The sequence below is a fragment of the Rhizobium sp. RU33A genome (assembly GCF_900156055.1).
In the GTDB taxonomy this organism is placed as follows: Bacteria; Pseudomonadota; Alphaproteobacteria; order Rhizobiales; family Rhizobiaceae; genus Allorhizobium.
On sequence record NZ_FTMQ01000003.1, the window covers coordinates 736,891 to 758,953 of the forward strand.

A 22,063-nucleotide genomic window follows, 5' to 3' on the forward strand; every position below is an offset into this window, starting at 1 on the left:
CGGCTGAGAAGGAGCCTGCTTAGCAGGTGATCCGCAGGCCGTCTCCAGTTCGAATTGGCAGGTCCGCTTTAAAGCTTGATCACTCCGCCGCCCTGCGCTCGATCTTCTCGATTTTCAACTCGCCCATTCGGTTCCAGGCGTCGAGGCCGGCGATCTTGTAGGCTTCGGCCAGCGTCGGATAGTTGAAGGTGTTCTCGACGAAGTATTCGACCGTACCTTTGAGGTTGAGAACTGCCTGACCGATATGCACGAGTTCGGTCGCACCTTCGCCGACGATGTGCACGCCGAGAAGGCGGCGGGTCTTCAGAGAGAAGATCATCTTCAGCATGCCGCTGTCGAGGCCCATGATGTGGCCGCGCGAGGTCTCGCGGAAATGCGCGATGCCGGTTTCATAGGGAATGCTGCGCTGAATGACCTCTTCCTCTGTGAGCCCGCAGGTCGAGATCTCGGGAACCGCATATATGCCATAGGGGAAGAACTGTGGCGGTTCATGAGACGGCGCGCCGACGGCATGGCGAGCCGCGATCCGGCCCTGCTCCATCGAAGTCGAGGCAAGCGACGGGAAGCCCACCACGTCACCGGCCGCATAGATGGTGGGGACGGCGGTCTGGAATGTCTCGGGATTGACCTTCAGCCGACCACGATTGTCGGCTTCGAGCCCTGCGGCTTCCAGGTTCAGCGAATCGACTGCGCCGACGCGGCCGGCAGCGAAAAGGACCATTTCGGCGGTCAGGACGCGCCCGTTCTTCAGCGTCACGCGGCACTTGCCGTCGACCTTCTCTACGCCCTCCACCGTCTGACCGAAGATCAGCTTCATGTTGCGGTCGCGCAGTTGGTAGGTGAAGTCCTCGACGATCTCCTTGTCGATGAAATCGAGCATGGTGTCGCGCGGTTCGACGACGGTCACGACCGTATCGAGTGCCGAGAAGATCGTCGCATATTCGATGCCGATGACACCTGCACCGATGACGATCATCGAACGCGGCAGTTCCTTGATCTCGAGGATCTCGTCGCTGTCGATGATGCTTACGCCGTCGAAGGGGATATGCGAGGGCTTGAAGGGGCGCGTGCCCACGGCGAGCAGGACAGAGGCAGCCTGCACCTGCAGCACTTCGCCATCTTCCTTCGTCACCTCGATCGTATGTGCGTCGATGAATCGCGCCGTGCCGCGCATCTGCTGCACTCGGTTGCGGGAGAACTGATGCTCGAGCACCTCGACCTCGTGGTCGAGCGTGATGAGCAGGCGGCGGCGCAGGTCGTCGGCGTTGATTTCCTGCTTCACACGGTAGCTGCGGCCATAAAAGCCGCGCTCGCGCCAGCCGGTGAGGTTCAAGGCCGTCTCGCGCAGGGTCTTCGACGGAATGGTGCCGGTATGCACCGAGACGCCGCCGACGCGCGTGCCCTTTTCGATGACGAGAACCTTCTTTTCCAGTTTGGCCGCCTGGATCGCCGCTCGACGTCCGGCTGGTCCGCTGCCAATCACGACAAAGTCATACTGGTTCATGAGATGCCTCTGATTCGCCTGCCGCCATGCTGCAGTGCACATTATCAAGAAGCAGTATGACAGGGCAACGTCACCGTTTCGTTATCGCCGACCCACAGATGCGGCTTTCGGTCACCCAAGATGTGGGGAACTACCATGCTCAGATCAGCCGCAGGCCCTTGAGGCTGGCATGGCCATCCTTGCCGATGATGATGTGGTCATGCACGGTGATACCCAATGGCTTGGCGGTCTCGACAATGGTCCGGGTCATGTCGATATCCGCCCGCGAGGGTGTCGGATCGCCACTCGGATGGTTATGGACCAGGATAATGGCGGTCGCCGACAGTTCGAGCGCCCGTTTGACCACCTCGCGCGGATAGACCGGCGTGTGATCGACCGTTCCGCGGCCCTGGATCTCGTCGGCAATCAGCACGTTGCGCTTGTCGAGGAAGAGAATGCGGAACTGCTCCGTCGTCTCATAGGCCATCGCGGCATGGCAGTAGTCGATGACCGAGGACCATGAAGACAGGACCTGCTTTTCGCGAAGCTCGCTCTTCAGCATGCGCTGCGCGACATTGGCGATCAGCTTCAGATCGAGCGCCACGGTCTCGCCGACGCCCTTGACCTCCTGCAACAGCGCGGGCGGCGCACCGAGCACGCCGGCGAGCGTTTGAAAACGGGCGAGAAGTGCTTTCGCGATCGGCTTGGTGTCGCGGCGCGGGATCAGCCGGAAAAGCAGCAGTTCGAGGATCTCGTAGTCTGCTAACGCCGTCTCGCCTCCCTCGCGAAAACGGCTGCGCAATCTTTCCCTGTGCCCCAGATAATGCGCCTCTGGCGGCATTGCGGCGCGCGTCGATGCGGCTTTGGCAATGCTGTTTTCTCTTGCTGGCTGCTCTGCGAAGAAGCTGCGCTCGTCGGCTTCATCATGGGGCAGCTGTCGGCCGGAGCCGAAGAGGTCGCTGACCTGTTGCGCGGCTGCGCTTTCATGGCGCAGGGATTCACCTGAGAACGGAAACTTGCTCGTCATGCCACCCAATCCTGACCCTCATGGTCGAGCGGCTGATCCGCCGCAGGGATATAGTGACACGACTGCCGCCGTGCGCAAGTTCAAGTTGCGGCAGGTCGTATTGACGCGCGTCTGTCAGCCGAGGCCCGGACGGTCGAGGCCGGCAGGCGAGAGGGTGAAGATCTCGCAGCCATTTGCGGTCACGCCGACTGTGTGTTCATACTGTGCCGTCAGCGACCGGTCGCGGGTGACGGCGGTCCAGCCGTCCGAGAGTACCTTCACATGCGGCTTGCCGAGGTTGATCATCGGCTCGATAGTGAAGATCATGCCCTCGCGCAGTTCCGGACCCTCGTTTGCCTTGCCGTAATGCAGGATGTTCGGGCTGTCGTGGAAGAGACGCCCGACGCCGTGGCCGCAGAAGTCGCGCACCACGGAACAGCGTTCCGCCTCGGCATATATCTGGATCGCTTCGCCGATGGCACCGGTACGGGCACCGGGACGCACGGCGGCGATGCCGCGCATCAGGGATTCATAGGTGACTTCCATTAGCCGCTCGGCAGCACGCTTGACCTGCCCAACCGGATACATGCGGCTTGAATCGCCGTGCCAGCCATCGAGCAGGTAAGTCACGTCGATATTGACGATATCGCCGTCACGCAGCGGCTTGTCGTCGGGCATGCCGTGACAGACGACGTGGTTGATCGAGGTGCAGACCGAATACTTGTAACCGCGATAGTTCAGTGTCGCGGGCAGTGCGCCGTGATCGGCACCGAACTCGAAGACGAACTTGTCGATGGCGGCTGTCGTCACGCCAGGCTTGACCATCGGCACGAGCGCATCGAGGCAGCGGGCGGTTAACTGGCAGGCGCGGCGCATGCCTTCGAAGTCGTCTGCACCGTAGAGGCGGATCGCGCCGGTGTTCTTGAGCGGTGCCGTCGCCGCGTCGATATAGGTGACCATGGGGTGGCTTTCGCAAGTTCTAATCTAGGAGCTTTGCCCGTTCATAAACGACCAAACCCGTCTTCGTCTATCCGGATGAGGCTTTCAGGCACGATTTTGCCCGGTTCAAGGTGGCAGCGCAGAGCATAGGCCTCCACACCGCGAGCGATCGCACGGGCGAAGGCGCGGCCATAACCAGGGTCGAGATCGGAGCAGATTCTCAAGCGGTCGCAATCGGCGCGCTGGATGACGAAAAGCATGGCCGCCCGCCGGCCGGCTTCGACAAGGTCGCCCATCTCGTCGAGGTGCTTGGCGCCGCGGGTCGTTACGCTGTCGGGAAACTCTGCAAGCCCTGCCTCTCGGATGAAATGCACGTTCTTCACCTCGACATGCACGCTGCCCTTGGTCGTGTCCTCCAGCAGGATGTCGATCCGCGAATTGCGGCCGTAACGCTGCTCGCGCTTCAGGGAGGAAAAGCCTGAAAGTTCCGGCACAAGTCCGGCCAGGATCGCCTCCTCCGCAAGCCGGTTCGGCATGGCGGTGTTGACCCCGACCACAGTCCCGTCCGCCTCGACAAGTTCGAGGGCGTGAGCATATTTGCGCGTCGCGGCTTCGTGCTGCGAAAGCCAGATCCGCGATCCTGGCTCGGTCAGCCCGCGCATCGAGCCCGTGTTCGGACAGAACCCGGTGATTTCAGTGCCATTTTCCAACAGCGCATCGAAGAGGAAGCGCTTGTAGCGACGCACGAGCCGGGCAGGGATGAGGGGCGGAGAAAAGATCATGACTGTCTTTGCAGAGGTTCAGGCAGCCGGATCGTCATCGGGCTTGTTGATCGCCCAGGTCAGCAGCGCATCAAGGGCAGGGCAGAGCGCCTGTCCCCAGTCCGTCAGGCAATACTCCACCTTGGGTGGCACCTGATGATGAACGATGCGCCGGACAATGCCATCGCTTTCCATCTGGCGAAGCTGCTGGATCAACATCTTCTGCGAAATCCCCGGGATGGATCGCTCCAGCTCCGAGAAGCGCAGCGCCGCGCCGCCGAAGAGATGAAACAGGATCACCAGCTTCCAGCGACCTTCCAGCATCCGCAAAGCGTTTTCCACGCCTTCGGCCCCGTCGGCGGGCGTCAGGAAGGCATCCTTACTTTTTAGTGGGTACCTTACTTTTTCGTCTGTTCTTGTCATTTTTGAAGCGTATCGCCATCTTCGTCTTCGAGCAAGCGCGCCGCTCTTTCGCAACTGAGAACGAAAGATCTGATCCTATGTCGAACACAATGACCGGGCCTGTCGAGGCCTATTTCGAAGGCAGAAATGTGCGCGACCTCGCACGAGCACTTTCCGGATTTTCCGAGACTGCCGTGGTCCACGACGAAAGCCGCATACATCGCGGCCCGCACGAAATCCGCGCCTGGATGACGGAGACCGTCGCGGCCTACGATGACCATTCCGAACTTCTCAATGTTGAGACTGACGGTGACACCATCATTGCCACGGCCAGAGTCTCCGGAAACTTTCCGGGCAGCCCTATCACCCTGCGCTACCGCTTTGCGACCGAGCGCGGCCTGATCTCCCGCCTGGAGATCGCGCCATGAGCATGCATTTCAGGGTCGATCCGACGGAATTCGCGAATAAACGCGTCGTTGTCACCGGCGGCACGATGGGGGCAGGCGAGGCGATCGTGAAGCGCTTCATTCGCGGCGGAGCGCAGGTTGCGACAGCCGCGCGAAACTTGCCCGAAGCACCGGAGAAGGGCGTGGCATTCGTCAAGGCCGACCTGTCAACGTCCGAGGGCGTGGTTACGTTGGCAAACCATGCGCTCTCTGAATTCGGCGGGGTGGACATTCTTGTCCATTCACTCGGCGGCTCGTCCACCCCCGGCGGCGGCTTCAGAGCGGCGACGGAAGAGTTCTGGCAGCAGGAGTTGTCGCTCAATCTTCTGGCGGCCGTTCGCCTCGATCGCCTGCTGGTGCCTCAGATGATGGAGCGCCGGAAGGGTGCGGTGATCCATATCGCATCAATCCAGCATCGATTGCCGCTGCATGATTCAACGATGGCCTACGCGGCAGCCAAGGCGGCACTCGCAAGCTATAGCAAGTCGCTGTCGAAGGAGGTGGGGCCATCAGGTGTGCGCGTCAACGCGGTGTCGCCGGGCTGGATCCGCACATCGGCGGCCGACCGCATGGTGCAACGCCTGGCTGAAAGTGGCGGGTTTGGTGAGGATCAGGCGCGCCAGGGCATCATGGACGCGTTGGGCGGCATCCCGATCGGCCGACCGGCTTGGCCAGACGAGGTCGCCGAACTCGTGGCTTTCCTTTCGTCCGAACGCGCAGCATCAATTCACGGTGCGGATTATGTGATCGATGGCGGCACGGTACCGACACTGTGAAGCGGTGGAGCAGGTGGAGCTTTTAAAGCTCCATCGGCTTTACACTCGCGCCAAAACATAACGTCCGGGCGCGTCCACAATCGCATTCAAGGCATCACCACCCGGCTTGCGCGCCGGAACGCGTTCATCGGCAAGCTTTTCGATCCAGACCTGCCAGTGAGGCCACCAGGAACCGGATGTCTCCTTGGCATTCGCCATCCAGTCTTCGTAGGTTCCCGCAACCTTCCCATTGGTCCAGTACTGGTACTTCTGCTTGTCCGGCGGATTGACGACGCCGGCGATATGGCCCGAGCCTGAGACGACGAAATCGACCGGACCACCGAACAGGCTGCTTCCCACGAAGACTGACTTGGCAGGCGCGATATGGTCTTCCTTGGTAGCCAGATTGTAGATCGGGATCTTCACGTCCTTCAGCGACAGCGTCTTGCCTGCAAGCTGCATCTTGCCCTGGCTCAGCGTGTTGTTGAGGTAGCAGTTGCGCAGATAAAAGGAGTGGTTTGCCGCCGCCATCCGCGTCGAATCGGAGTTCCAGTAGAGGAGATCGAAGGGCATCGGATCCTGACCCTTCAGGTAGTTGTTGACGAAATAGGGCCAGATCAGCTCGGAGGAGCGCAGCATGTTGAAGGCCGCTGCCATTTTCGAACCGTCGAGATAGCCCGTGGACTTCATTTTCTCTTCGAGGCCCGACAGTTGCTCCTCGTCGACGAAGACCTTGAGGTCACCGGCATAGGTGAAGTCGACCTGGGTGGTGAACAGCGTGGCACTGGCGATCCGCTTGTTCTTCTCCTGGGCGTGAAGAGCCAGAGCCGCCGCAAGCAGCGTCCCGCCGACGCAGTAGCCGATGGCGTTGACTTCTTTTTCCCCGGTCGCCTTCTCCACCGTGTCGAGCGCAAAATCGACGCCCTCGCGGATATAGGCTTCCCAGTCCTTGGCCGCATGGCGCTCGTCCGGATTGACCCAGGAGATCACGAAAACTGTGTGGCCCTGGTCGACGCACCACTTGATGAAGCTCTTCTGCGGATTGAGATCGAGAATGTAGAACTTGTTGATCCACGGTGGGCAGATGAGGAGAGGGCGCTTCAGCACCGTCTCTGTGGTCGCGTCATACTGGATGACCTCGCAGACGTCGCTCTGGGCGATGACCTTGCCCGGCGTGATCGCCATATTTTCGCCGACGGCGAACTTGCTGGTATCGGTCTGGCGGATACAGAGATCTCCGCCGCCGGCGGCAATGTCCTCGGCGAGCATCTGCATACCCTTGACGAGGTTTGCGCCGCTGCTCTGCACCGTCTCCTTGTAGAGTTGCGGATTGGTCGCGACGAAATTGGCGGGAGAGAGTGCGGCCGTGATCTGCCGCATGTAGAAATTGGCCTTGTGCCGTGTATGCTCGTCGAGCCCGCCAGCGTCATTGACCATCTTTTCTGCCCACTGGGTCAAGACGACATAGGTCTGGCGGAGGAAATCGAAAAACGGATTGCGCTCCCAATCCTCGTCGGAGAAGCGTTTGTCTTTGGGCAGAGCATCGGCGACGGCCTGTTCCGGTGCGGCGAATCGCGCCAGCGACCGGCTCCAGACGACGAAGACTGCGTTGAGCAGGTGGGTCTGCGCTTCGAGCGTCCGTTTCGGGTCGGACATCCAGTATTCCGCCACCTTGCCCATGATCTTCACAAGCTCGGCCATCGGCTCGGAAACGGGATCAACGAAGTCTACTGCTTCTCGGGGCTTGAGCCAGACAGAGGCGGCCTTGCCGAGGTTTTCCAGTGCCTTGGCGGCGTTGATGGTGAGCGCCTGCGGATCCTTGATGATGTAGGGCTCGATCAGCTTCGGATCGAACGCGGCACTTGCTTCGGCTTCTTCCCGCGTCCTGTCCATGCCGTCCTCCCCAGGATTGTTCTGGCGTCTTTTGTATTTGCGTATCCTGCATGAAAACGACTACAAGTTCCAGCTGTTGGCGCATAGTCTTTCGATGAGGATCGACGGTTGCGCCCTTGAGGAATGTCAGTTTTCCGCGCAGATGCGGGCGGTCGGGGCCATGGTGCACAAGAAGTTCAGTCTCTCGGGTCATTCTCTGCAGGCGCTCGTCCTGGCCTTCGTCGCGCTCATGGCGGGCACGGGCTGCCAGTCTTCTGCGCCAGCGACGACGCAAGTCGCGGCGGTGCCGACAGCGCTGGAAGTCAATGTCGAGGATCCGGACAATCCGGACGCGCCACAAGCCCGCCCGACCTATGCCGACGGCTATCCGAATTTTGCCGGCTCGCTGAATGCCGCGAATGTCCAGTTGAGCAATGAAGAGGCGACCGCGCTGCAGGCCCAGTTGAGCTCGTTGGGTGCAGCCCGTCAGGCCGGCACGATCACCGAAGCGGCATATCAGGCAAGACTGGCTGAACTGCGCAATCTCGCAGCCCAGCACGGGCCCGAAACGCAGGCTCAGATCGCCAATTAAGGCTTGCGCTGGCGGCGTTTTTTTCGCAAAGCAACCGAAGCGTTTTTGACATAAAATTTCGTCGGCGATTCAGGCTTCGCGCCGGATTTGCGACAAAATTTCCTGCGAGCGCTCTGATTGGGATATCATCACGTGCATTCGGTTCTGCGGTTCGTTGCGGAGCGCGTGGTCACTGGGAAAACGAGCGCGCCTGCCGCGGTTATGATCCGCGCGGTTTCAGGGGTTGAAGATGGAAGAGTTTCACAAAGTCCGGCGGCTGCCGCCCTATGTTTTCGAACAGGTCAACCGTTTGAAGGCGAGCGCGCGAGCCGGTGGCGCCGACATCATCGATCTCGGCATGGGCAATCCCGATCTTCCGACCCCGCAGGCGATCGTCGACAAGCTTTGCGAAGTGGTCCAGGACCCGCGCACTCATCGTTATTCCTCCTCCAAGGGCATACCAGGCCTGCGCCGCGCCCAGGCGGCATACTACGCCCGTCGCTTCAATGTGAAGCTTAATCCCGATACGCAGGTCGTCGCGACGCTCGGCTCGAAGGAAGGCTTCGCCAATATGGCGCAGGCGATCACCGCGCCGGGTGATGTCATCCTCTGCCCGAACCCGACCTATCCGATCCATGCCTTCGGGTTCCTGATGACCGGCGGCGTCATCCGCTCGATCTCGATCGAGCCGGACGAGACCTTCTTCCCGCCGCTCGAGCGCGCCGTGAAGCACTCGATCCCGAAGCCGCTGGCGCTGATCATCAACTATCCGTCGAACCCGACGGCCCGAGTCGCGAGCCTCGACTTCTACAAGGACGTCATCGCTTTCGCGAAGAAGCATGACATCATCGTGCTCTCTGACCTTGCCTATTCGGAAATCTACTTCGACGGCAATCCGCCTCCATCAGTGCTTGAAGTGCCGGGCGCCATGGACTGCACCGTCGAATTCACCTCGATGTCGAAGACCTTCTCCATGCCTGGCTGGCGCATGGGCTTTGCGGTCGGCAACGAACGCCTGATCTCGGCGCTGACGCGCGTCAAGTCCTACCTGGACTACGGCGCGTTTACGCCGATCCAGGTGGCCGCGACCCACGCCCTGAATGGCGACGGCTCCGACATTGCGGAAGTCCGCAGCGTCTACCATCGCCGCCGCGACGTGATGGTCGAGAGCTTCGGCAAGGCTGGCTTCGAAGTGCCGCCGCCGGCAGCGACGATGTTTGCCTGGGCCAAGATCCCGGAAAAATTCCGTCATCTCGGTTCGCTGGAATTCTCCAAGCTGCTGGTGGAGAAGGCCGATGTGGCCGTTGCCCCTGGCATCGGCTTCGGTGAAATGGGCGACGAGTATGTCCGTCTCGCGCTCGTCGAGAACGAACACCGCATCCGCCAGGCCGCCCGCAACATCAAGAAGTTCCTGTCGACGGCCGACGAGACGATGCACAACGTGATTTCGCTCAACGCTCACCGTTGAGCCCCGCGTTGATCCAAAGGCGGTCCCGTCAGGACCGCCTCACTTCCTTTTCGATGACGTCAGGAATGCCTCATGGCGAATGCCCTTAAAATCGGCGTGGCGGGTCTCGGCACCGTCGGTGCCTCGCTTGTCCGTATCCTTCAGACCCGCGCCGATGCGCTTGCCGTTGCCTGCGGGCGCCCGATTACCGTGACGGCCGTCTCTGCCCGTGACGCATCGAAGGATCGCGGCATCCAGATGGACGGCATTGCCTGGTATACCGATCCGGTTGAGATGGCGAAGGAAGCCGATATCGAGGTCTTCGTGGAACTCGTTGGTGGCTCCGAAGGGGCAGCCGAAGACTCGGTCCGTGCAGCGCTTGGACGCGGTCTGCATGTCGTGACGGCCAACAAGGCGCTCCTGTCGCGTCACGGTGTGGAGCTGGCCAAGCTCGCCGAGGAAAAGGGTCGTCTTCTGAACTACGAGGCGGCGGTCGCCGGCGGCATTCCGGTCATCAAGACGCTTCGCGAATCGCTCACCGGCAACAGCTTTTCCCGCATCTACGGGATCATGAACGGTACCTGCAATTACATCCTGACGCGGATGGAACGCGAGGGCCTGTCCTTCGCCGACTGCTTGAAGGAAGCCCAGCGCCTCGGTTATGCCGAAGCTGATCCAAGCTTCGACATCGAGGGCAATGACACGGCTCACAAGCTGTCGATCCTGACGACGCTTGCCTTCGGCTGCGAAATCTCGGCCGACCAGATCTACCTCGAAGGCATCACCAATATCTCGATCGAGGATATCCATGCGGCTGCCGATCTCGGCTATCGCATCAAGCTTCTCGGTGTTGCCCAGAAGACCGAAAGCGGCATCGAGCAGCGCGTCCACCCGACGATGGTTCCGCTCGATTCGGTCATTGCTCAGGTCGACGGCGTTACCAATGCGGTGGCACTTGAATCGGACATTCTCGGCGAATTGCTGATGGTCGGCCCGGGCGCCGGTGGCAATGCGACGGCATCCGCCGTGCTCGGCGACATCACCGACATCGCAAAAAGCCGCCCCGGTGCCCAGGAAGTGCCCGTTCTCGGTCGCCCGGCCCATTTGCTTGAACCCTATCGCCAGGCCGAGATGCAGAGCCACGAAGGCGGATACTTCATCCGCCTGACCGTGCAGGACCGCACCGGTGTCTTCGCCAGCATTGCAACGAAGATGGCGGAGAACGCCATTTCGCTCGAATCGATCGTCCAGCATTCGAAGCAACCGGTAACGCCGGACCGTCCCCAGACGATCATCCTCGTGACCCACGCGACGATGGAAAGCGCCGTCCGCAAGGCCGTCGACGCAATCAAGCGCGAGGGCTACCTGATCGGCGAGCCGCAGGTGATTCGCATCGAGCGCCCCAAGACCTGAGTTCAAGAGTTGCCGTTCGAAGGCCAAGCCGGCCTCCGAACGGCATGGCATTGTCTGAAATGCCACTAATCTGATGATTTCGGCCCTGTCAAAACTTCCACTCTCGCCAAAAGTCTAATGCGGGCGTAGTCTGCGTCCACTGTCGAGATCTTGGGGAGGAGTTCGGCGATGGCACTGGGCGAGGGGCGTGCGCTTTGGGACGACGTGGGCAATGCCCCGCCGGCGCCGAGCCGAAACGATGAGTCTGCCATATATCAGGGCCAGGTTGAGCACGCAGGTTTGCGGGCCGCGCAGACGAAGTCCGGCTTGGGGCCGCTCTTGGCCTTCGCTGCTGTCATGGCAGTGCCATTCGCCCTGGTCGCCTGGCTGATGGCGTGATCCGGCTGCGACCGGGTTGAATGAGGCTTCCTGCCTCTGGTGATTTTTTTCGATCGGTATAGAACGGGGAAGGGCGGTTCCGCCGTCTAAGGTCCTGTTGCGCAGCCACACCCTCGGCCGCGCCCCGTAAAGAGCAAGAATGTCGACCGAACCGGTAGATCCCGTCATCCGCGCCTTTCTCGGCGTTGAGCAGTCAGCAAGTGGCCAGCGCTGGATGTCGCGCACGGACCAGGCCGGACAGAACAGGGCGCTGGCCATCAGCCAGCTCCACGGTATCCCCGAACTCGTCGCGCGCGTTCTGGCAGGCCGCGGCGTGGGCGTGGACGAGGCGCCGGCATTTCTCGACCCGACCATCCGCAGTCTGATGCCGGATCCCTCAAAGCTGACCGAGTGCGATGCGGCGGCGGCACGCATCTTCGGCGCGATCGACCGAAAGGAACGCGTCGCCATTTTCGGCGACTATGACGTCGACGGGGCTGCTTCTTCGGCCCTCATGGCGCGCTTCCTGCACCATTTCGGTGTAGAGGCCGAGATCTACATCCCGGACCGCATTTTTGAAGGCTATGGCCCCAATGCCGCCGCCATCGACCAACTGATCGAGCGCGGCGCCAATCTCCTGATTACCGTCGACTGCGGTTCGACCAGCATCGAAGCCCTGGGGGCTGCCGAGCGGCGCGGCGTCGATGTCGTCGTCATCGACCACCACCAGATGGGCCACGAGATGCCGGTCTGCCATGCTCTGGTTAATCCGAATCGCGAGGACGACCTTTCAGGGCAGGGCCATCTCTGTGCTGCCGGCGTCGTCTTCATGGTGCTGGTCGCGACCCTCCGCGTCCTGCGCGAGGCAGGCCATCCGCATGCGCGCTCGCTCGATCTGCTCGCCTGGCTCGACCTTGTGGCGCTGGCGACCGTCTGCGATGTCGTGCCGCTCAAGGGCCTCAATCGCGCCTATGTGACGAAGGGGCTGATCGCGGCTCGCCATCAGAACAATGCCGGGCTCGCGGCCCTGCTGCGGGTGGCGGGCATCGGTGGGCCTGTGACGCCCTATCATTTCGGATTTCTTCTCGGCCCCAGAATCAATGCAGGCGGCCGAATCGGCGATGCGGCACTCGGCAGCCGGCTGCTGACGCTGGACGATGCGAGTGAAGCAGACCAGATCGCCGCCAAGCTTGACGAGCTGAATCGCGAGCGCCAGGCGATGGAAGCGGTGATGCTCGCTGAGGCGGAAGCCGAGGCCATGGCCGAATATGGGACGGGTGAAAAAGCTTCTGTCATCGTGACCGCCAAGGAGCAGTGGCATCCGGGCATCGTCGGGCTGCTGGCGGCCCGCCTGAAGGAGAAGTTCAAACGCCCCGCGTTCGCGATTGCCTTCGATCCGCTCGGTAAGGGCACCGGTTCGGGCCGCTCCATCAATGGCTTCGACATGGGACGAATGGTGCGTGCAGCCGTGGACGAAGGGCTTCTGGTCAAGGGCGGTGGTCATGCCATGGCGGCCGGTCTGACGGTCGATCGCGCTAATCTCGGCCGGCTGCGCAGCTTCTTCGAGGAGCAGGCCTCCGCGCAGGTCTCGGCGCTGGCGGCAAACCAGACGCTGAAGATCGATGGCGCAATCGGCGCGTCTGGCGCGACGCTGGCGCTGGTTGACCAGCTGGAGGCCGCCGGTCCCTATGGCTCCGGTCATCCGCAGCCGATCTTTGCCGTGCCGTTGCACCGCCTGAGGGACGCCCGTCCCGTCGGCACCACCCATATCAAGATCACGCTCGAAGGCATGGACGGCAGTCGACTGGAGGGAATAGCATTCCGCGCCGCCGAAACCGATCTCGGCCATTTTCTGATGAACAATCGTGGCAACCAGGTGCATGTCGCAGGCACGTTAAGTGCTGACCATTGGCAGGGCAACAGGCGGGTGCAGTTCCGAGTCATGGACGCCGCCAAGGCGCCGTGAACGGGCTGATAGGCTAATCATGTAGGGGATCGAAGTGGCACGCCCTAGGGGAGTCGAACCCCTCTTCCCAGAATGAAAATCTGGTGTCCTAACCGATAGACGAAGGGCGCGTGCGCTTCGGTGGCGCCCTTATGACCGGAACTCGGCCGAAGCGCAAGCGCTCTTTCAGCCCGTGTGACGATTTTATCCACAGGCTTGGCGAGGGACGGTAACGTAAGGACAAACAAGCACTTGCGCATTTCTTGTCCACAGGTTCTGCAATGTCGGTGAGAGATCGAAGTGGCACGCCCTAGGGGAGTCGAACCCCTCTTCCCAGAATGAAAATCTGGTGTCCTAACCGATAGACGAAGGGCGCGTGCGCTTCGGTGGCGCCCTTATAGTCAGGCCTCCTGACGACCGCAAGCGGAAATTTGACGATCCGAAGTGGAAAAATTCTGAGCGGGTGAAACTGCGCAACGGCGGCGCAACTACGTGCGGTGATACACCGATCAAGAAGTTCACAATGTCTGGAAAAGAGAAACGAAGTGGCACGCCCTAGGGGAGTCGAACCCCTCTTCCCAGAATGAAAATCTGGTGTCCTAACCGATAGACGAAGGGCGCGTCTGCTTCGTGGCGCCCTTATAGTCAGGCTGTTTGAAGACCGCAAGCGGCATTTTCACCTTTCATGCAAAAAATGTGACAGGGGCCGCGAACGCCCCTGGAAATGCAGATAATCCCTGTCTTTGGAAGGACTTGGCGCCCGCGCCGCTTGCCGGCGAAATCAAGGCTCGACTGTCGTCGGCGGTGATTTCTTACCGCCCTTCAAGAGATCCGAAAAGGATGGCATCCATCCCTTCTTCTTCTTTGCGGCCTCGGCATCCGCCACCAGTTCCTCGGCAGAGAGCGGCTCGGCCGGATCGGCTTCCTCGACGGCACCCATGGCCTGCAACTGGTCTGGCGTCAGCTGAACTCGATCCGGCACCGAGCCGACGGGTTCGCGAAGTGCAAGCATCTTCCGTTTTGGACGGGGATCTGAGAGTTTCGTCAGGACCGGTTCTTCGCTGCCGACTGCTGCAGGCTCGGCGAGCGGAGCCTGAACTGCGGCTTCCGCGCGCGCCTGTTCCTCCAGTGCCCGCTGTTGCATCAGCATCTGCTGTTCGGCAGACGGGCTGAACAGGCTCTTGCTGACCGCATTGACACCAAGCGTCGGCATTTCGTTCGGCACGAGGCTGCCGCTCGGCACAGGTTCGCCGGCCGCCGCCTGGGCGTTAGCTGGCTCCATGGCCTGCACGGCTGCCGCCTGCTGCCTCTGGCCGGCAGAGAACAGGCTGTTGCTCCTGGGCGAGGCATTGGTCGGCTGCATGGTAAGGTCGCCGAGATCGGCGGCGGCCTGGGTGGCGGCCTGTCGGGGATCGCCTTGTGTCGCCTGTTGCTGCAGGGCGAGAACTTCCGGCGGCGGTTCGGCAATGTCGCTATAGGCGGCGGCCATCGGCACCGGCTTGCGCTTCAGGCGCGCAGGGTCCGTCTCGTTCTGGGACGGCATAGAGGCCGATGCGTCGGCAACCTGTCCCGAAACGGCACTCACATAGGGATCGCGGAACGCCTTCTTGCCGACAGACTTGCCGGACGCTTCTTCCGCGGGCGTGGCTTCTCCGAGCGAGAGCACTTCGTCCGCGCTCGTCTGGCAAGAGGCGAGCATCAGGCCGCTGGCGACGGCAAGAATGCCGAGGCTGGGTCTGCGAGCATGGGAATTGTTGGTCATGGCAGGTCTCCGTCATCGCTCCCATCGGGGAAGCAGGGAGGGCCGCCGTGGCGGCCCTCGTCTGATGCGGAGATTAGGTGCGCAAACTTGCGCGAGGCGGTGGTCTTACCAGGCGCCGGTGTTCGGCATCGAGGCCCAGGGCTCGGCTGGCGCCAGGTTTTCCCCCTTCTGCAGGATCTCGATCGAGATGCCATCCGGCGAGCGGACAAAGGCCATGTGGCCATCGCGCGGCGGACGGTTGATGGTGACGCCATTGTCCATCAGCTTCTGGCAGATCGCATAGATATCGTCGACCTCGTAGGCGAGGTGGCCGAAATTGCGGCCGCCCGTATAGTCTTCGGTATCCCAATTATAGGTGAGCTCCAGGCAGGGCGACATGTCGGCCTTCGCCTTGTCGAGATCCTTCTCGGCGGTCAAAAAGACCAGGGTGAAGCGGCCTTTCTCGTTTTCATAGCGGCGGATTTCGGTCAGGCCGAAAAGCTCGCAATAGAAGTGCAGGGAAGCCTCGAGATCCTTCACTCGGACCATGGTGTGTAGGTAGCGCATGGGTGTTCTCCTTTGACCCGGACGATATGGAACAGCCGTCAGCTTCGAGCAAGGCTGTGGTGCAAAAGCAATTGGTGAAATGTAAAACTAGGGCTTGCGCAGATCCGTTGACCAAATGTTAATCTGAATCTCAAGAATCAGTTAACTGAGCAATGTGACGCGTTTTCGAGGGGCTTGGGGAAATGACGGACAGGATGCCATCGAAAGGGCTCGGCGAGTTCGAAGAACTGTCCGGCGAAGCCGTAGATCTCATGGAGATCACCGGTATCGTGAAGTGGTTCGACGTCGCCAAGGGGTTCGGCTTCATCGTTCCGGACAACGGCATGCAGGATGTCCTCCTGCACGTGACCTGCCTGCGTCGCGACGGATACCAGACCATTCTCGAAGGCACGCGCATCGTGGCGCTCATCCAGAAGCGTGATCGCGGCTACCAGGCCTTCCGCATTCTGTCGATGGACCAGTCGACCGCGATCCATCCCTCGCAGATGCCGCCGGTCCGCACCCATGTCCAGGTCACGCCGACCAGCGGGCTTGAGCGCGCTCTGGTCAAGTGGTTCAACCGCACCAAGGGTTTCGGCTTCCTGACGCGCGGCGAGGGCACGGAAGACATCTTCGTCCACATGGAAACCCTGCGGCGGTTCGGTCTGACGGAACTGCGTCCGGGTCAGACGGTCCTCGTGCGCTTCGGACCTGGGGACAAGGGGCTGATGGCCGCCGAAATCCATCCGGATAATCCCGGCCCCGCAGCACGGGCGCATTGAGCCTATGGCCGGCATGTCAATTCTCCTGAGAAGCGCCCTTGCGGCGCTTTTCGTGTTTTTCGGTCCTGTCGCTTCGGCTTTGGGCGAGGTGACCTTCGAACGCGGTCAGCTCGCCTTTGAAACGAGCGCAGGCGAAACCATCACGATCGACGTGGAATGGGCCCTGACGGCCGAACAGCGGGCGAGGGGACTGATGGAACGGCCGCCGCTTCCCGATCGAACCGGCATGTTGTTCGATTTCGGTGATACCCGGATGGTCACCATGTGGATGGCCAGCACGCCATCCTCGCTGGACATGATCTTCATCGACGAGACCGGCCGCATCGTTCGCATCGCAGAGCGCACCACGCCCCTGTCCGAATCGATCGTGTCCTCCGGAGAACCGGTCCGCTACGCGCTGGAGATTCGCGGCGGTCATGCGGCCGAACTCGGGCTCGATACATCCGCGCGCCTGGTCTTGCCGCTCGATCTGCCGAAATGACGAAGCCGCCGCTCTCTCTCGCCTGAAAAATCAGTGTCGGTAAAACCGCTTTTTTACTGTTGCGGGGGCAGGGTGAACCGTGTATTCCGGCAACATTGCTGGAACGGAGTGTAGCGCAGCCTGGTAGCGCATCTGGTTTGGGACCAGAGGGTCGGGAGTTCGAATCTCTCCACTCCGACCAGCAATCAAAGACCGCCGGCTAAGGCGGTCGGGAAGTGTACGGCAGGCCTTGCCGTGAAGTCTTGGAGATGGATGAGACCCATGTCTGCAAAGATCTACCGTCCCGCGAAAACCGCCATGCAGTCCGGCAAGGCAAAGACCCATCTCTGGGTCCTGGAATTCGACCAGTCCGCGCCGCGCAAGATCGATCCGATGATGGGCTACACGACCTCCGGAGACACCCGGCAGCAGGTCAAGCTGACCTTCGAAACGCTTGAGCAGGCCGAGGCCTATGCCACGCGCGAGGGCATCGAGTATCGCGTGCTTCTGCCGAAGGAAGCCAAGCGCCAGGTCGTGTCCTACACCGACAACTTCCGCTACAATCGTCTGCAGCCCTGGACGCACTGAACCGGCTTCAACCGCTTTCTGCGGTCCTCAGACGGTCCCTTAGCTCAGCTGGATAGAGCAAGTGCCTTCTAAGCACTAGGTCGTAGGTTCGAGCCCTACAGGGATCGCCAACTATTTGAGAAACGTCCAGTAGGTAACAGGAGCATCCGTGGCTAACCACTGCCGGATGCCTTTGATATTTAAGAAATTTGGTCGGCCCTGAGGCCAAACCGGCTAGCGACAGCTCTAAATATCCCCCTCATCGTAGGGCTGTTGCTCGGGCTCGTAGTGGTGTCCCGATATGATCAAGCGAATTTCTTGGAGCTGGGATGTATTTCCCCACGCGGTGATCATACGTTGACTGCCTCCCCAGAAGTGAGCCCTTACGCCTGTCAAGTTGATGATGGCGAGTGCTTGCTCAGGATCAGCCGGTAGCGTCGTGTCCTGCAAATCGATCTGCATAGATTCAAGCATTTGTGGCCGGGAGCGCAGAGGGAAGGGCTTAAAAGAGTTGTTCGGGCGGCGGTTCTTTTTTTATGACCCCAAGCACTTTGATAATGGTCTCCGACTTTTCTATCAGCTCGCCCGCCTCGTCGTACTTGTGATCGTGGCGAACCCGCACTCGGAGGGCGTCACCTGGGCTTAGTGGGTGATGTCCCCGATAGAACTCGTCGAGCCATTCCTGGTCCTTTATGGCTGAGCTGAAATTCTTCTTGCCATGCCGGAACTGCCACTGACTTTTTCCCAGCATGTCTGGCTTTCGGATGACCAGTACTATGTCGACGGTATTCGAGAGTTCCTGGGCGGTTCGCAGGTCTCCCATTCGTTCGGAAGGCAGCCACGTTTCCTGCAGGTTGACAACGTACTGCGTCTTGTCGAGGGTGATCGTTAGGCCTTCTCCCGGCAGAAATTTTCCCTTTGCACGTTGAACTGCATCCAGACTCTGCGCCAAGCGGACCGGATTAATAGGTGCATATCCGGGGACGTGGCGGAAATCTGCTTGCTTGGCCAAAGCTTCAATCTGCGCAGTCAGGTCCTCGATCCCTGCAGGCTGATCTTCAGCTAGTTCCCGATCGAGCCACCGCAGTGTGATGTACTTGGCTTTAACCAGATATTGCCCGACCAAGGGCTTCCAGTCGAGATCCTTAAGGGCCTGGTCATCGAGCTGCTTGAGCACGTTCTTTAAGAAGATTTTCAGGCTAGACTTTTGTACGTCCTCAAGGATCAAACTCGTGGATATCTCCGAATCCACGGTGGCTACCAAAACGTTGTCAATATCTTCCAGTGCGCGGATAAGCTCGGCTGCGATTTCGAAAACTCTCGCGGACGAACTCTCGTTTTCTCTGAAGTCAATCTTCAGCTCGATATCACTGTCTGGCGCCGGCATCGCCCCCCCTAGCCCAATCTCCATACCCTGCATATTTTCAATCCTAGGCTGAAGCGGTTAACGGCACGTGCATCATACCGATACGCTACCATAGAGGCAGCCATGGGGCGACGGGGGTGATGCCTCGCGAGACCCGTACAGTCAAGGGTCACACCTCAACAGGCTTGCAGGTGCAACCAGGCCTAGAATTTCCTTCAATGTTTTTATAGGGCATGAGGATGCGACCAACGACCAAGGCCAAGTATTTGAGATAGCTCGACAGTTCGAGCCCTACAGGGATCGCCATCCTCTGCCACGATGCATGACGACTAGCCGGACCGCCGAGCTTCCTTCTTCCTGCGCTTAAACGACCTGTGCAGAATCAAAACAGCGCGACGTTTTTTCATCCTTGCCAACCTTTCGGAAACCCTTGAACGTCATGATGCGCTCACGAGAGGTTAACCATGTCCAGTCGCACCGCTTCTTCCCGCCGCGCGCCCGCCAAACGTCGCAAGTCGAGCCGTTCTTCCGCAGGTCAGGGCATGACATCCTGGCTCGCCATCCTAGCGGTGGTTGCCGGCGGTATCGCGCTCTATGACAACAGGGCCACCGTCCTCAAGGAACTGTCACCTTGGCTGTCGAAGGAGCGATCCGTGGCGGCCAGCCCGGCGCCGAAACCGGACGCGACCCGGGAAAAGCAGTCACAGCCCAAGACGCAATCGACTGCCGCGAAGGGGCCTGTACCACCAGCCTCAGTCGGTGTGACAAAGGCGGCGGTGCCTGCGTCACGGCCTGCCGTGGCTTCGACCGAGACGGCGGCACTGACGGGTGAGAACTTCTCTGGAAAGTTCTATTTCTGCGGCACCTCCGGGCTCGACAACTGCGTCATGAGTGGCGACACCTTCTGGTATCGCAAGACGAAGATCGTGCTGGCGGATATTGCCGCCCCGCGCACCGATGGCGCCGCCTGCCAGCAGGAACGCGACCGGGGCTTCGCCGCCAAGGTGCGGCTCAAGGATCTCTTGAGTTCCGGCCGATTCGATCTCGAAACGCTCAAGGTGCAAGCAACAGGCGCCGCAGCCGGGGTCTTGCGCGTGGCGACCCGCGACGGACGCTCACTGGGCTCCATACTCGTCTCGGAAGGTTTGGCCAAGCCGCGCATGGCGCGTCAGCAGAGCTGGTGCCCCTGACGGCAGCTGATGTCTTGCCCTCAATGCAGAAGAGCCCGCCGCGGTGTCGCGGCGGGCTCTTCTGTTTTGTGCCTGACAGGCAGATCAGTGCAGGATCTGGCTGAGGAACAGCCTGGTGCGCTCATGCTGCGGATTGTCGAAGAACTCGGCCGGCGAATTCTGCTCAACGATCTGACCCTGGTCCATGAAGATCACGCGGTCGGCAACCTGACGAGCGAAGCCCATTTCATGGGTGACGCAGATCATCGTCATGCCTTCTTCGGCAAGACCGACCATGGTGTCGAGCACTTCCTTGACCATCTCAGGGTCGAGCGCCGAGGTCGGCTCGTCGAACAGCATGATCTTCGGCTTCATGCAGAGCGCACGAGCGATTGCCACGCGCTGCTGCTGACCACCGGAGAGCTGACCGGGATATTTGTTGGCCTGTTCCGGGATCTTGACGCGCTTCAGGAAGTGCATCGCAATTTCCTCGGCATCCTTCTTCGGCATCTTGCGCACCCAGATCGGGGCCAGCGTGCAGTTTTCGAGGATGGTCAAGTGCGGGAACAGGTTGAAGTGCTGGAACACCATCCCGACTTCACGCCGAACTTCGTCGATCTTCTTCAGGTCGTTGGTCAGTTCGATGTTGTCGACCAGGATATTGCCCGTCTGGTGTTCCTCGAGTCGATTGATGCAGCGGATCATCGTCGATTTGCCGGATCCGGATGGTCCGGCCACGACGATGCGTTCGCCCTTCATCACCTTGAGGTTGATGTCTCGCAGCACGTGGAAATCCCCGTACCACTTGTTCATGTTGATCAGTTCGACCGCCACATCGGTGCCCGACACGGTCTTTTTAGCGGAATTGGCTTCAGCCATTGTTTTTTCCCCTTGTCCTTATCGCTTGTGGCCGGTGTCGAGGTGCCGCTCCATGAAGGCGGAGTAGCGCGACATGCCGAAGCAGAAGATCCAGAATACGAAGCCAGCGAAGATCAGACCCGTGAGCGGTGTCACAGGTGTGGCCCAGGTGGCATCGGTGAAGTTGAGACGGACGATGCCCAGGAGGTCGAACATGCCGATGATCGACACGAGCGAGGTATCCTTGAACAGACCGATGAAGGTATTGACGATGCCCGGGATCACCAGCTTGATCGCCTGCGGCAGGATGATCAGGCGTGTCTTCTGCCAGTAGGAGAGGCCGAGCGAGTCTGCGCCCTCATACTGACCCTTCGGGATCGCCTGCAGGCCGCCGCGCACCACTTCCGCCATGTAGGCAGAGGCAAACAACGACACGCCGACCAGCGCACGTAGGAAGTTGTCGATCGTCCAGCCCGTCGGCATGAAGAGCGGCAGCATCACATTGGCCATGAAGAGCACGGTGATCAGCGGCACGCCGCGCACCACTTCAATGAAGACGACGCAGATCATCTTGATGACAGGCATGTCCGAACGGCGGCCAAGTGCCAGCAGGATGCCGAGTGGCAACGAGACGGCGATGCCCACGAAGGACAGGATCAGCGTTACCATCAGGCCGCCCCAGAGCGGGGTTTCGACTTCTGTGAGGCCGAACCCGCCATGCAGCAGGAAGAAGGCGACGACCGGGAAGACGATGAACAGCAGAGCGGCGTTAAGGCCCTTGCGCGGCGCCTTGGGGATCAGCATCGGCACCAGAAGTGCGATGAACGCCACGCCGACGAGAATGACGCGCCAGCGTTCCTCAAGCGGGTATCGCCCGAAGATGAACTGCGAGAAGCGGCTCTCGACGAAGGCCCAGCAAGCGCCTTTCCAACCGTCAGGCTGGGTGCCGCCCTGGGCGATTGTCGCGCAGACAGAGCGATCGGCACCGAACCACGCAGCGTCAAGGAACAGGAAATTGATGGCCCCGGGCAGGATCATAGCCAGTACGGCGAGCCCGATGATGGTCAGAATGACATCCTTCGGGGTTGCCAGAAGATTCTTTCGAATCCAGCCGACGATGCTCGCTTCCGAGGTCGGCGGGGGCAGCGGAGCCAGCATTTCCTGGCGGACATAAGTG

22 protein-coding genes and 5 tRNA genes are annotated in these 22,063 nt (G+C 60.6%); 13 read left to right on the forward strand and 14 right to left on the reverse strand.

Annotated elements, in window-relative coordinates:
• Positions 1 to 79 precede the first annotated feature (79 nt).
• The 5 genes from sthA to BW978_RS14600 all read right to left on the reverse strand — a co-directional run bounded on the left by sthA (position 80) and on the right by BW978_RS14600 (position 4,612).
• Positions 80 to 1,504 (reverse strand): Si-specific NAD(P)(+) transhydrogenase, encoded by a 1,425-nt coding sequence (sthA, locus tag BW978_RS14580; RefSeq protein WP_076396213.1) that lies wholly within the window; start codon positions 1,502 to 1,504, stop codon positions 80 to 82.
• A 139-nt stretch (positions 1,505 to 1,643) separates the two neighbouring features.
• Positions 1,644 to 2,510 (reverse strand): RadC family protein, encoded by an 867-nt coding sequence (gene radC, locus BW978_RS14585; RefSeq protein WP_083697597.1) that lies wholly within the window; start codon positions 2,508 to 2,510, stop codon positions 1,644 to 1,646.
• 114 nt (positions 2,511 to 2,624) lie between these two features.
• Positions 2,625 to 3,449, reverse strand: coding sequence for a type I methionyl aminopeptidase (gene map / locus BW978_RS14590; protein ID WP_076396215.1), 825 nt, complete (start codon positions 3,447 to 3,449; stop codon positions 2,625 to 2,627).
• 41 nt (positions 3,450 to 3,490) lie between these two features.
• A complete protein-coding gene (gene sfsA, locus BW978_RS14595) occupies positions 3,491 to 4,210 on the reverse strand; it encodes a DNA/RNA nuclease SfsA (protein WP_076396217.1) in 720 nt (239 codons plus the stop codon).
• 18 nt (positions 4,211 to 4,228) lie between these two features.
• Positions 4,229 to 4,612, reverse strand: coding sequence for a winged helix-turn-helix transcriptional regulator (locus BW978_RS14600; protein ID WP_139330539.1), 384 nt, complete (start codon positions 4,610 to 4,612; stop codon positions 4,229 to 4,231).
• 77 nt (positions 4,613 to 4,689) lie between these two features.
• Between BW978_RS14600 and BW978_RS14605 the strand changes: the two genes are divergently transcribed.
• On the forward strand, positions 4,690 to 5,019 hold the full coding sequence (locus BW978_RS14605; RefSeq protein WP_076396219.1) for a nuclear transport factor 2 family protein: 330 nt from the start codon (positions 4,690 to 4,692) through the stop codon (positions 5,017 to 5,019).
• Positions 5,020 to 5,021: 2 nt separating this feature from the next.
• A complete protein-coding gene (locus tag BW978_RS14610) occupies positions 5,022 to 5,813 on the forward strand; it encodes an SDR family oxidoreductase (RefSeq protein ID WP_076396559.1) in 792 nt (263 codons plus the stop codon).
• Positions 5,814 to 5,852: 39 nt separating this feature from the next.
• Here BW978_RS14610 and phaC read toward each other — a convergent pair whose 3' ends face one another.
• Entirely contained in the window at positions 5,853 to 7,685 is a 1,833-nt protein-coding gene (gene phaC / locus BW978_RS14615; RefSeq protein ID WP_076396221.1) for a PHA/PHB synthase family protein, read from the reverse strand.
• Between the two features lie 31 nt (positions 7,686 to 7,716).
• On the opposite strand from phaC, the gene BW978_RS14620 reads away from it, so the two are divergent.
• The 5 genes from BW978_RS14620 (at position 7,717) to recJ (ending at position 13,418) form a co-directional block, all read left to right on the forward strand.
• Positions 7,717 to 8,256: an SHOCT domain-containing protein gene (locus BW978_RS14620; RefSeq protein ID WP_244551964.1), complete on the forward strand. Its 540-nt coding sequence runs from the start codon at positions 7,717 to 7,719 to the stop codon at positions 8,254 to 8,256.
• 229 nt (positions 8,257 to 8,485) lie between these two features.
• Entirely contained in the window at positions 8,486 to 9,703 is a 1,218-nt protein-coding gene (locus tag BW978_RS14625; RefSeq protein WP_054150219.1) for an LL-diaminopimelate aminotransferase, read from the forward strand.
• 72 nt (positions 9,704 to 9,775) lie between these two features.
• Positions 9,776 to 11,095 (forward strand): homoserine dehydrogenase, encoded by a 1,320-nt coding sequence (locus tag BW978_RS14630; protein ID WP_076396223.1) that lies wholly within the window; start codon positions 9,776 to 9,778, stop codon positions 11,093 to 11,095.
• A gap of 168 nt (positions 11,096 to 11,263) precedes the next feature.
• Complete coding sequence (locus BW978_RS14635) at positions 11,264 to 11,473, forward strand: hypothetical protein (RefSeq protein ID WP_076396225.1); 210 nt, start codon at positions 11,264 to 11,266, stop codon at positions 11,471 to 11,473.
• Positions 11,474 to 11,612: 139 nt separating this feature from the next.
• Positions 11,613 to 13,418, forward strand: coding sequence for a single-stranded-DNA-specific exonuclease RecJ (gene recJ, locus BW978_RS14640; protein WP_076396227.1), 1,806 nt, complete (start codon positions 11,613 to 11,615; stop codon positions 13,416 to 13,418).
• 35 nt (positions 13,419 to 13,453) lie between these two features.
• Here recJ and BW978_RS14645 read toward each other — a convergent pair.
• From BW978_RS14645 to gloA, 5 genes are all read right to left on the reverse strand, one after another.
• Positions 13,454 to 13,528, reverse strand: a tRNA-Glu gene (locus BW978_RS14645).
• 170 nt (positions 13,529 to 13,698) lie between these two features.
• A tRNA-Glu gene (locus tag BW978_RS14650) sits at positions 13,699 to 13,773 on the reverse strand.
• Between the two features lie 170 nt (positions 13,774 to 13,943).
• Positions 13,944 to 14,018: transfer RNA gene (locus BW978_RS14655), tRNA-Glu, on the reverse strand.
• 160 nt (positions 14,019 to 14,178) lie between these two features.
• A complete protein-coding gene (locus BW978_RS14660; protein ID WP_076396229.1) occupies positions 14,179 to 15,159 on the reverse strand; it encodes a hypothetical protein in 981 nt (326 codons plus the stop codon).
• Positions 15,160 to 15,264: 105 nt separating this feature from the next.
• On the reverse strand, positions 15,265 to 15,705 hold the full coding sequence (gene gloA / locus BW978_RS14665; protein ID WP_076396231.1) for a lactoylglutathione lyase: 441 nt from the start codon (positions 15,703 to 15,705) through the stop codon (positions 15,265 to 15,267).
• Between the two features lie 182 nt (positions 15,706 to 15,887).
• Here gloA and BW978_RS14670 point away from each other — a divergent pair, with 182 nt between their 5' ends.
• From BW978_RS14670 to BW978_RS14690, 5 genes are all read left to right on the forward strand, one after another.
• A complete protein-coding gene (locus BW978_RS14670) occupies positions 15,888 to 16,466 on the forward strand; it encodes a cold-shock protein (RefSeq protein ID WP_076396234.1) in 579 nt (192 codons plus the stop codon).
• A gap of 4 nt (positions 16,467 to 16,470) precedes the next feature.
• Positions 16,471 to 16,947 (forward strand): DUF192 domain-containing protein, encoded by a 477-nt coding sequence (locus BW978_RS14675; protein ID WP_076396236.1) that lies wholly within the window; start codon positions 16,471 to 16,473, stop codon positions 16,945 to 16,947.
• Positions 16,948 to 17,051: 104 nt separating this feature from the next.
• A tRNA-Pro gene (locus BW978_RS14680) sits at positions 17,052 to 17,128 on the forward strand.
• A gap of 80 nt (positions 17,129 to 17,208) precedes the next feature.
• Positions 17,209 to 17,514 carry an ETC complex I subunit gene (locus BW978_RS14685; RefSeq protein WP_076396238.1) on the forward strand — a complete coding sequence of 102 codons (306 nt, stop codon included), beginning with the start codon at positions 17,209 to 17,211 and terminating at the stop codon, positions 17,512 to 17,514.
• 33 nt (positions 17,515 to 17,547) lie between these two features.
• A tRNA-Arg gene (locus tag BW978_RS14690) sits at positions 17,548 to 17,624 on the forward strand.
• Between the two features lie 371 nt (positions 17,625 to 17,995).
• Here BW978_RS14690 and BW978_RS14700 read toward each other — a convergent pair.
• Positions 17,996 to 18,913, reverse strand: coding sequence for an LAPAL motif-containing putative phage structural protein (locus tag BW978_RS14700; protein ID WP_076396242.1), 918 nt, complete (start codon positions 18,911 to 18,913; stop codon positions 17,996 to 17,998).
• 410 nt (positions 18,914 to 19,323) lie between these two features.
• Here BW978_RS14700 and BW978_RS14705 point away from each other — a divergent pair, with 410 nt between their 5' ends.
• Positions 19,324 to 20,049 (forward strand): nuclease, encoded by a 726-nt coding sequence (locus BW978_RS14705; RefSeq protein WP_083697599.1) that lies wholly within the window; start codon positions 19,324 to 19,326, stop codon positions 20,047 to 20,049.
• A gap of 84 nt (positions 20,050 to 20,133) precedes the next feature.
• On the opposite strand, the gene BW978_RS14710 is transcribed toward BW978_RS14705, so the two are convergent.
• Positions 20,134 to 20,907: an amino acid ABC transporter ATP-binding protein gene (locus BW978_RS14710; RefSeq protein ID WP_076396244.1), complete on the reverse strand. Its 774-nt coding sequence runs from the start codon at positions 20,905 to 20,907 to the stop codon at positions 20,134 to 20,136.
• Between the two features lie 18 nt (positions 20,908 to 20,925).
• Complete coding sequence (locus tag BW978_RS14715; RefSeq protein ID WP_244551972.1) at positions 20,926 to 22,044, reverse strand: amino acid ABC transporter permease; 1,119 nt, start codon at positions 22,042 to 22,044, stop codon at positions 20,926 to 20,928.
• Positions 22,045 to 22,063: the final 19 nt, after the last annotated feature.

What these genes read in the sequence shown, in the direction of transcription:
- recJ (WP_076396227.1), top strand. Translation starts at nt 11,613, where the DNA reads ATGTCGACCGAACCGGTAGATCCCGTCATCCGCGCCTTTCTCGGCGTT.
- radC (WP_083697597.1), bottom strand. Translation starts at nt 2,510, where the DNA reads ATGACGAGCAAGTTTCCGTTCTCAGGTGAATCCCTGCGCCATGAAAGC.
- BW978_RS14625 (WP_054150219.1), top strand. Translation starts at nt 8,486, where the DNA reads ATGGAAGAGTTTCACAAAGTCCGGCGGCTGCCGCCCTATGTTTTCGAA.
- BW978_RS14600 (WP_139330539.1), bottom strand. Translation starts at nt 4,612, where the DNA reads ATGACAAGAACAGACGAAAAAGTAAGGTACCCACTAAAAAGTAAGGAT.
- phaC (WP_076396221.1), bottom strand. Translation starts at nt 7,685, where the DNA reads ATGGACAGGACGCGGGAAGAAGCCGAAGCAAGTGCCGCGTTCGATCCG.
- BW978_RS14710 (WP_076396244.1), bottom strand. Translation starts at nt 20,907, where the DNA reads ATGGCTGAAGCCAATTCCGCTAAAAAGACCGTGTCGGGCACCGATGTG.
- BW978_RS14705 (WP_083697599.1), top strand. Translation starts at nt 19,324, where the DNA reads ATGTCCAGTCGCACCGCTTCTTCCCGCCGCGCGCCCGCCAAACGTCGC.
- BW978_RS14660 (WP_076396229.1), bottom strand. Translation starts at nt 15,159, where the DNA reads ATGACCAACAATTCCCATGCTCGCAGACCCAGCCTCGGCATTCTTGCC.
- sfsA (WP_076396217.1), bottom strand. Translation starts at nt 4,210, where the DNA reads ATGATCTTTTCTCCGCCCCTCATCCCTGCCCGGCTCGTGCGTCGCTAC.
- map (WP_076396215.1), bottom strand. Translation starts at nt 3,449, where the DNA reads ATGGTCACCTATATCGACGCGGCGACGGCACCGCTCAAGAACACCGGC.
- sthA (WP_076396213.1), bottom strand. Translation starts at nt 1,504, where the DNA reads ATGAACCAGTATGACTTTGTCGTGATTGGCAGCGGACCAGCCGGACGT.
- BW978_RS14715 (WP_244551972.1), bottom strand. Translation starts at nt 22,044, where the DNA reads ATGCTGGCTCCGCTGCCCCCGCCGACCTCGGAAGCGAGCATCGTCGGC.
- gloA (WP_076396231.1), bottom strand. Translation starts at nt 15,705, where the DNA reads ATGCGCTACCTACACACCATGGTCCGAGTGAAGGATCTCGAGGCTTCC.
- BW978_RS14635 (WP_076396225.1), top strand. Translation starts at nt 11,264, where the DNA reads ATGGCACTGGGCGAGGGGCGTGCGCTTTGGGACGACGTGGGCAATGCC.
- BW978_RS14630 (WP_076396223.1), top strand. Translation starts at nt 9,776, where the DNA reads ATGGCGAATGCCCTTAAAATCGGCGTGGCGGGTCTCGGCACCGTCGGT.
- BW978_RS14610 (WP_076396559.1), top strand. Translation starts at nt 5,022, where the DNA reads ATGCATTTCAGGGTCGATCCGACGGAATTCGCGAATAAACGCGTCGTT.
- BW978_RS14675 (WP_076396236.1), top strand. Translation starts at nt 16,471, where the DNA reads ATGGCCGGCATGTCAATTCTCCTGAGAAGCGCCCTTGCGGCGCTTTTC.
- BW978_RS14700 (WP_076396242.1), bottom strand. Translation starts at nt 18,913, where the DNA reads ATGCAGGGTATGGAGATTGGGCTAGGGGGGGCGATGCCGGCGCCAGAC.
- BW978_RS14670 (WP_076396234.1), top strand. Translation starts at nt 15,888, where the DNA reads ATGACGGACAGGATGCCATCGAAAGGGCTCGGCGAGTTCGAAGAACTG.
- BW978_RS14605 (WP_076396219.1), top strand. Translation starts at nt 4,690, where the DNA reads ATGTCGAACACAATGACCGGGCCTGTCGAGGCCTATTTCGAAGGCAGA.
- BW978_RS14685 (WP_076396238.1), top strand. Translation starts at nt 17,209, where the DNA reads ATGTCTGCAAAGATCTACCGTCCCGCGAAAACCGCCATGCAGTCCGGC.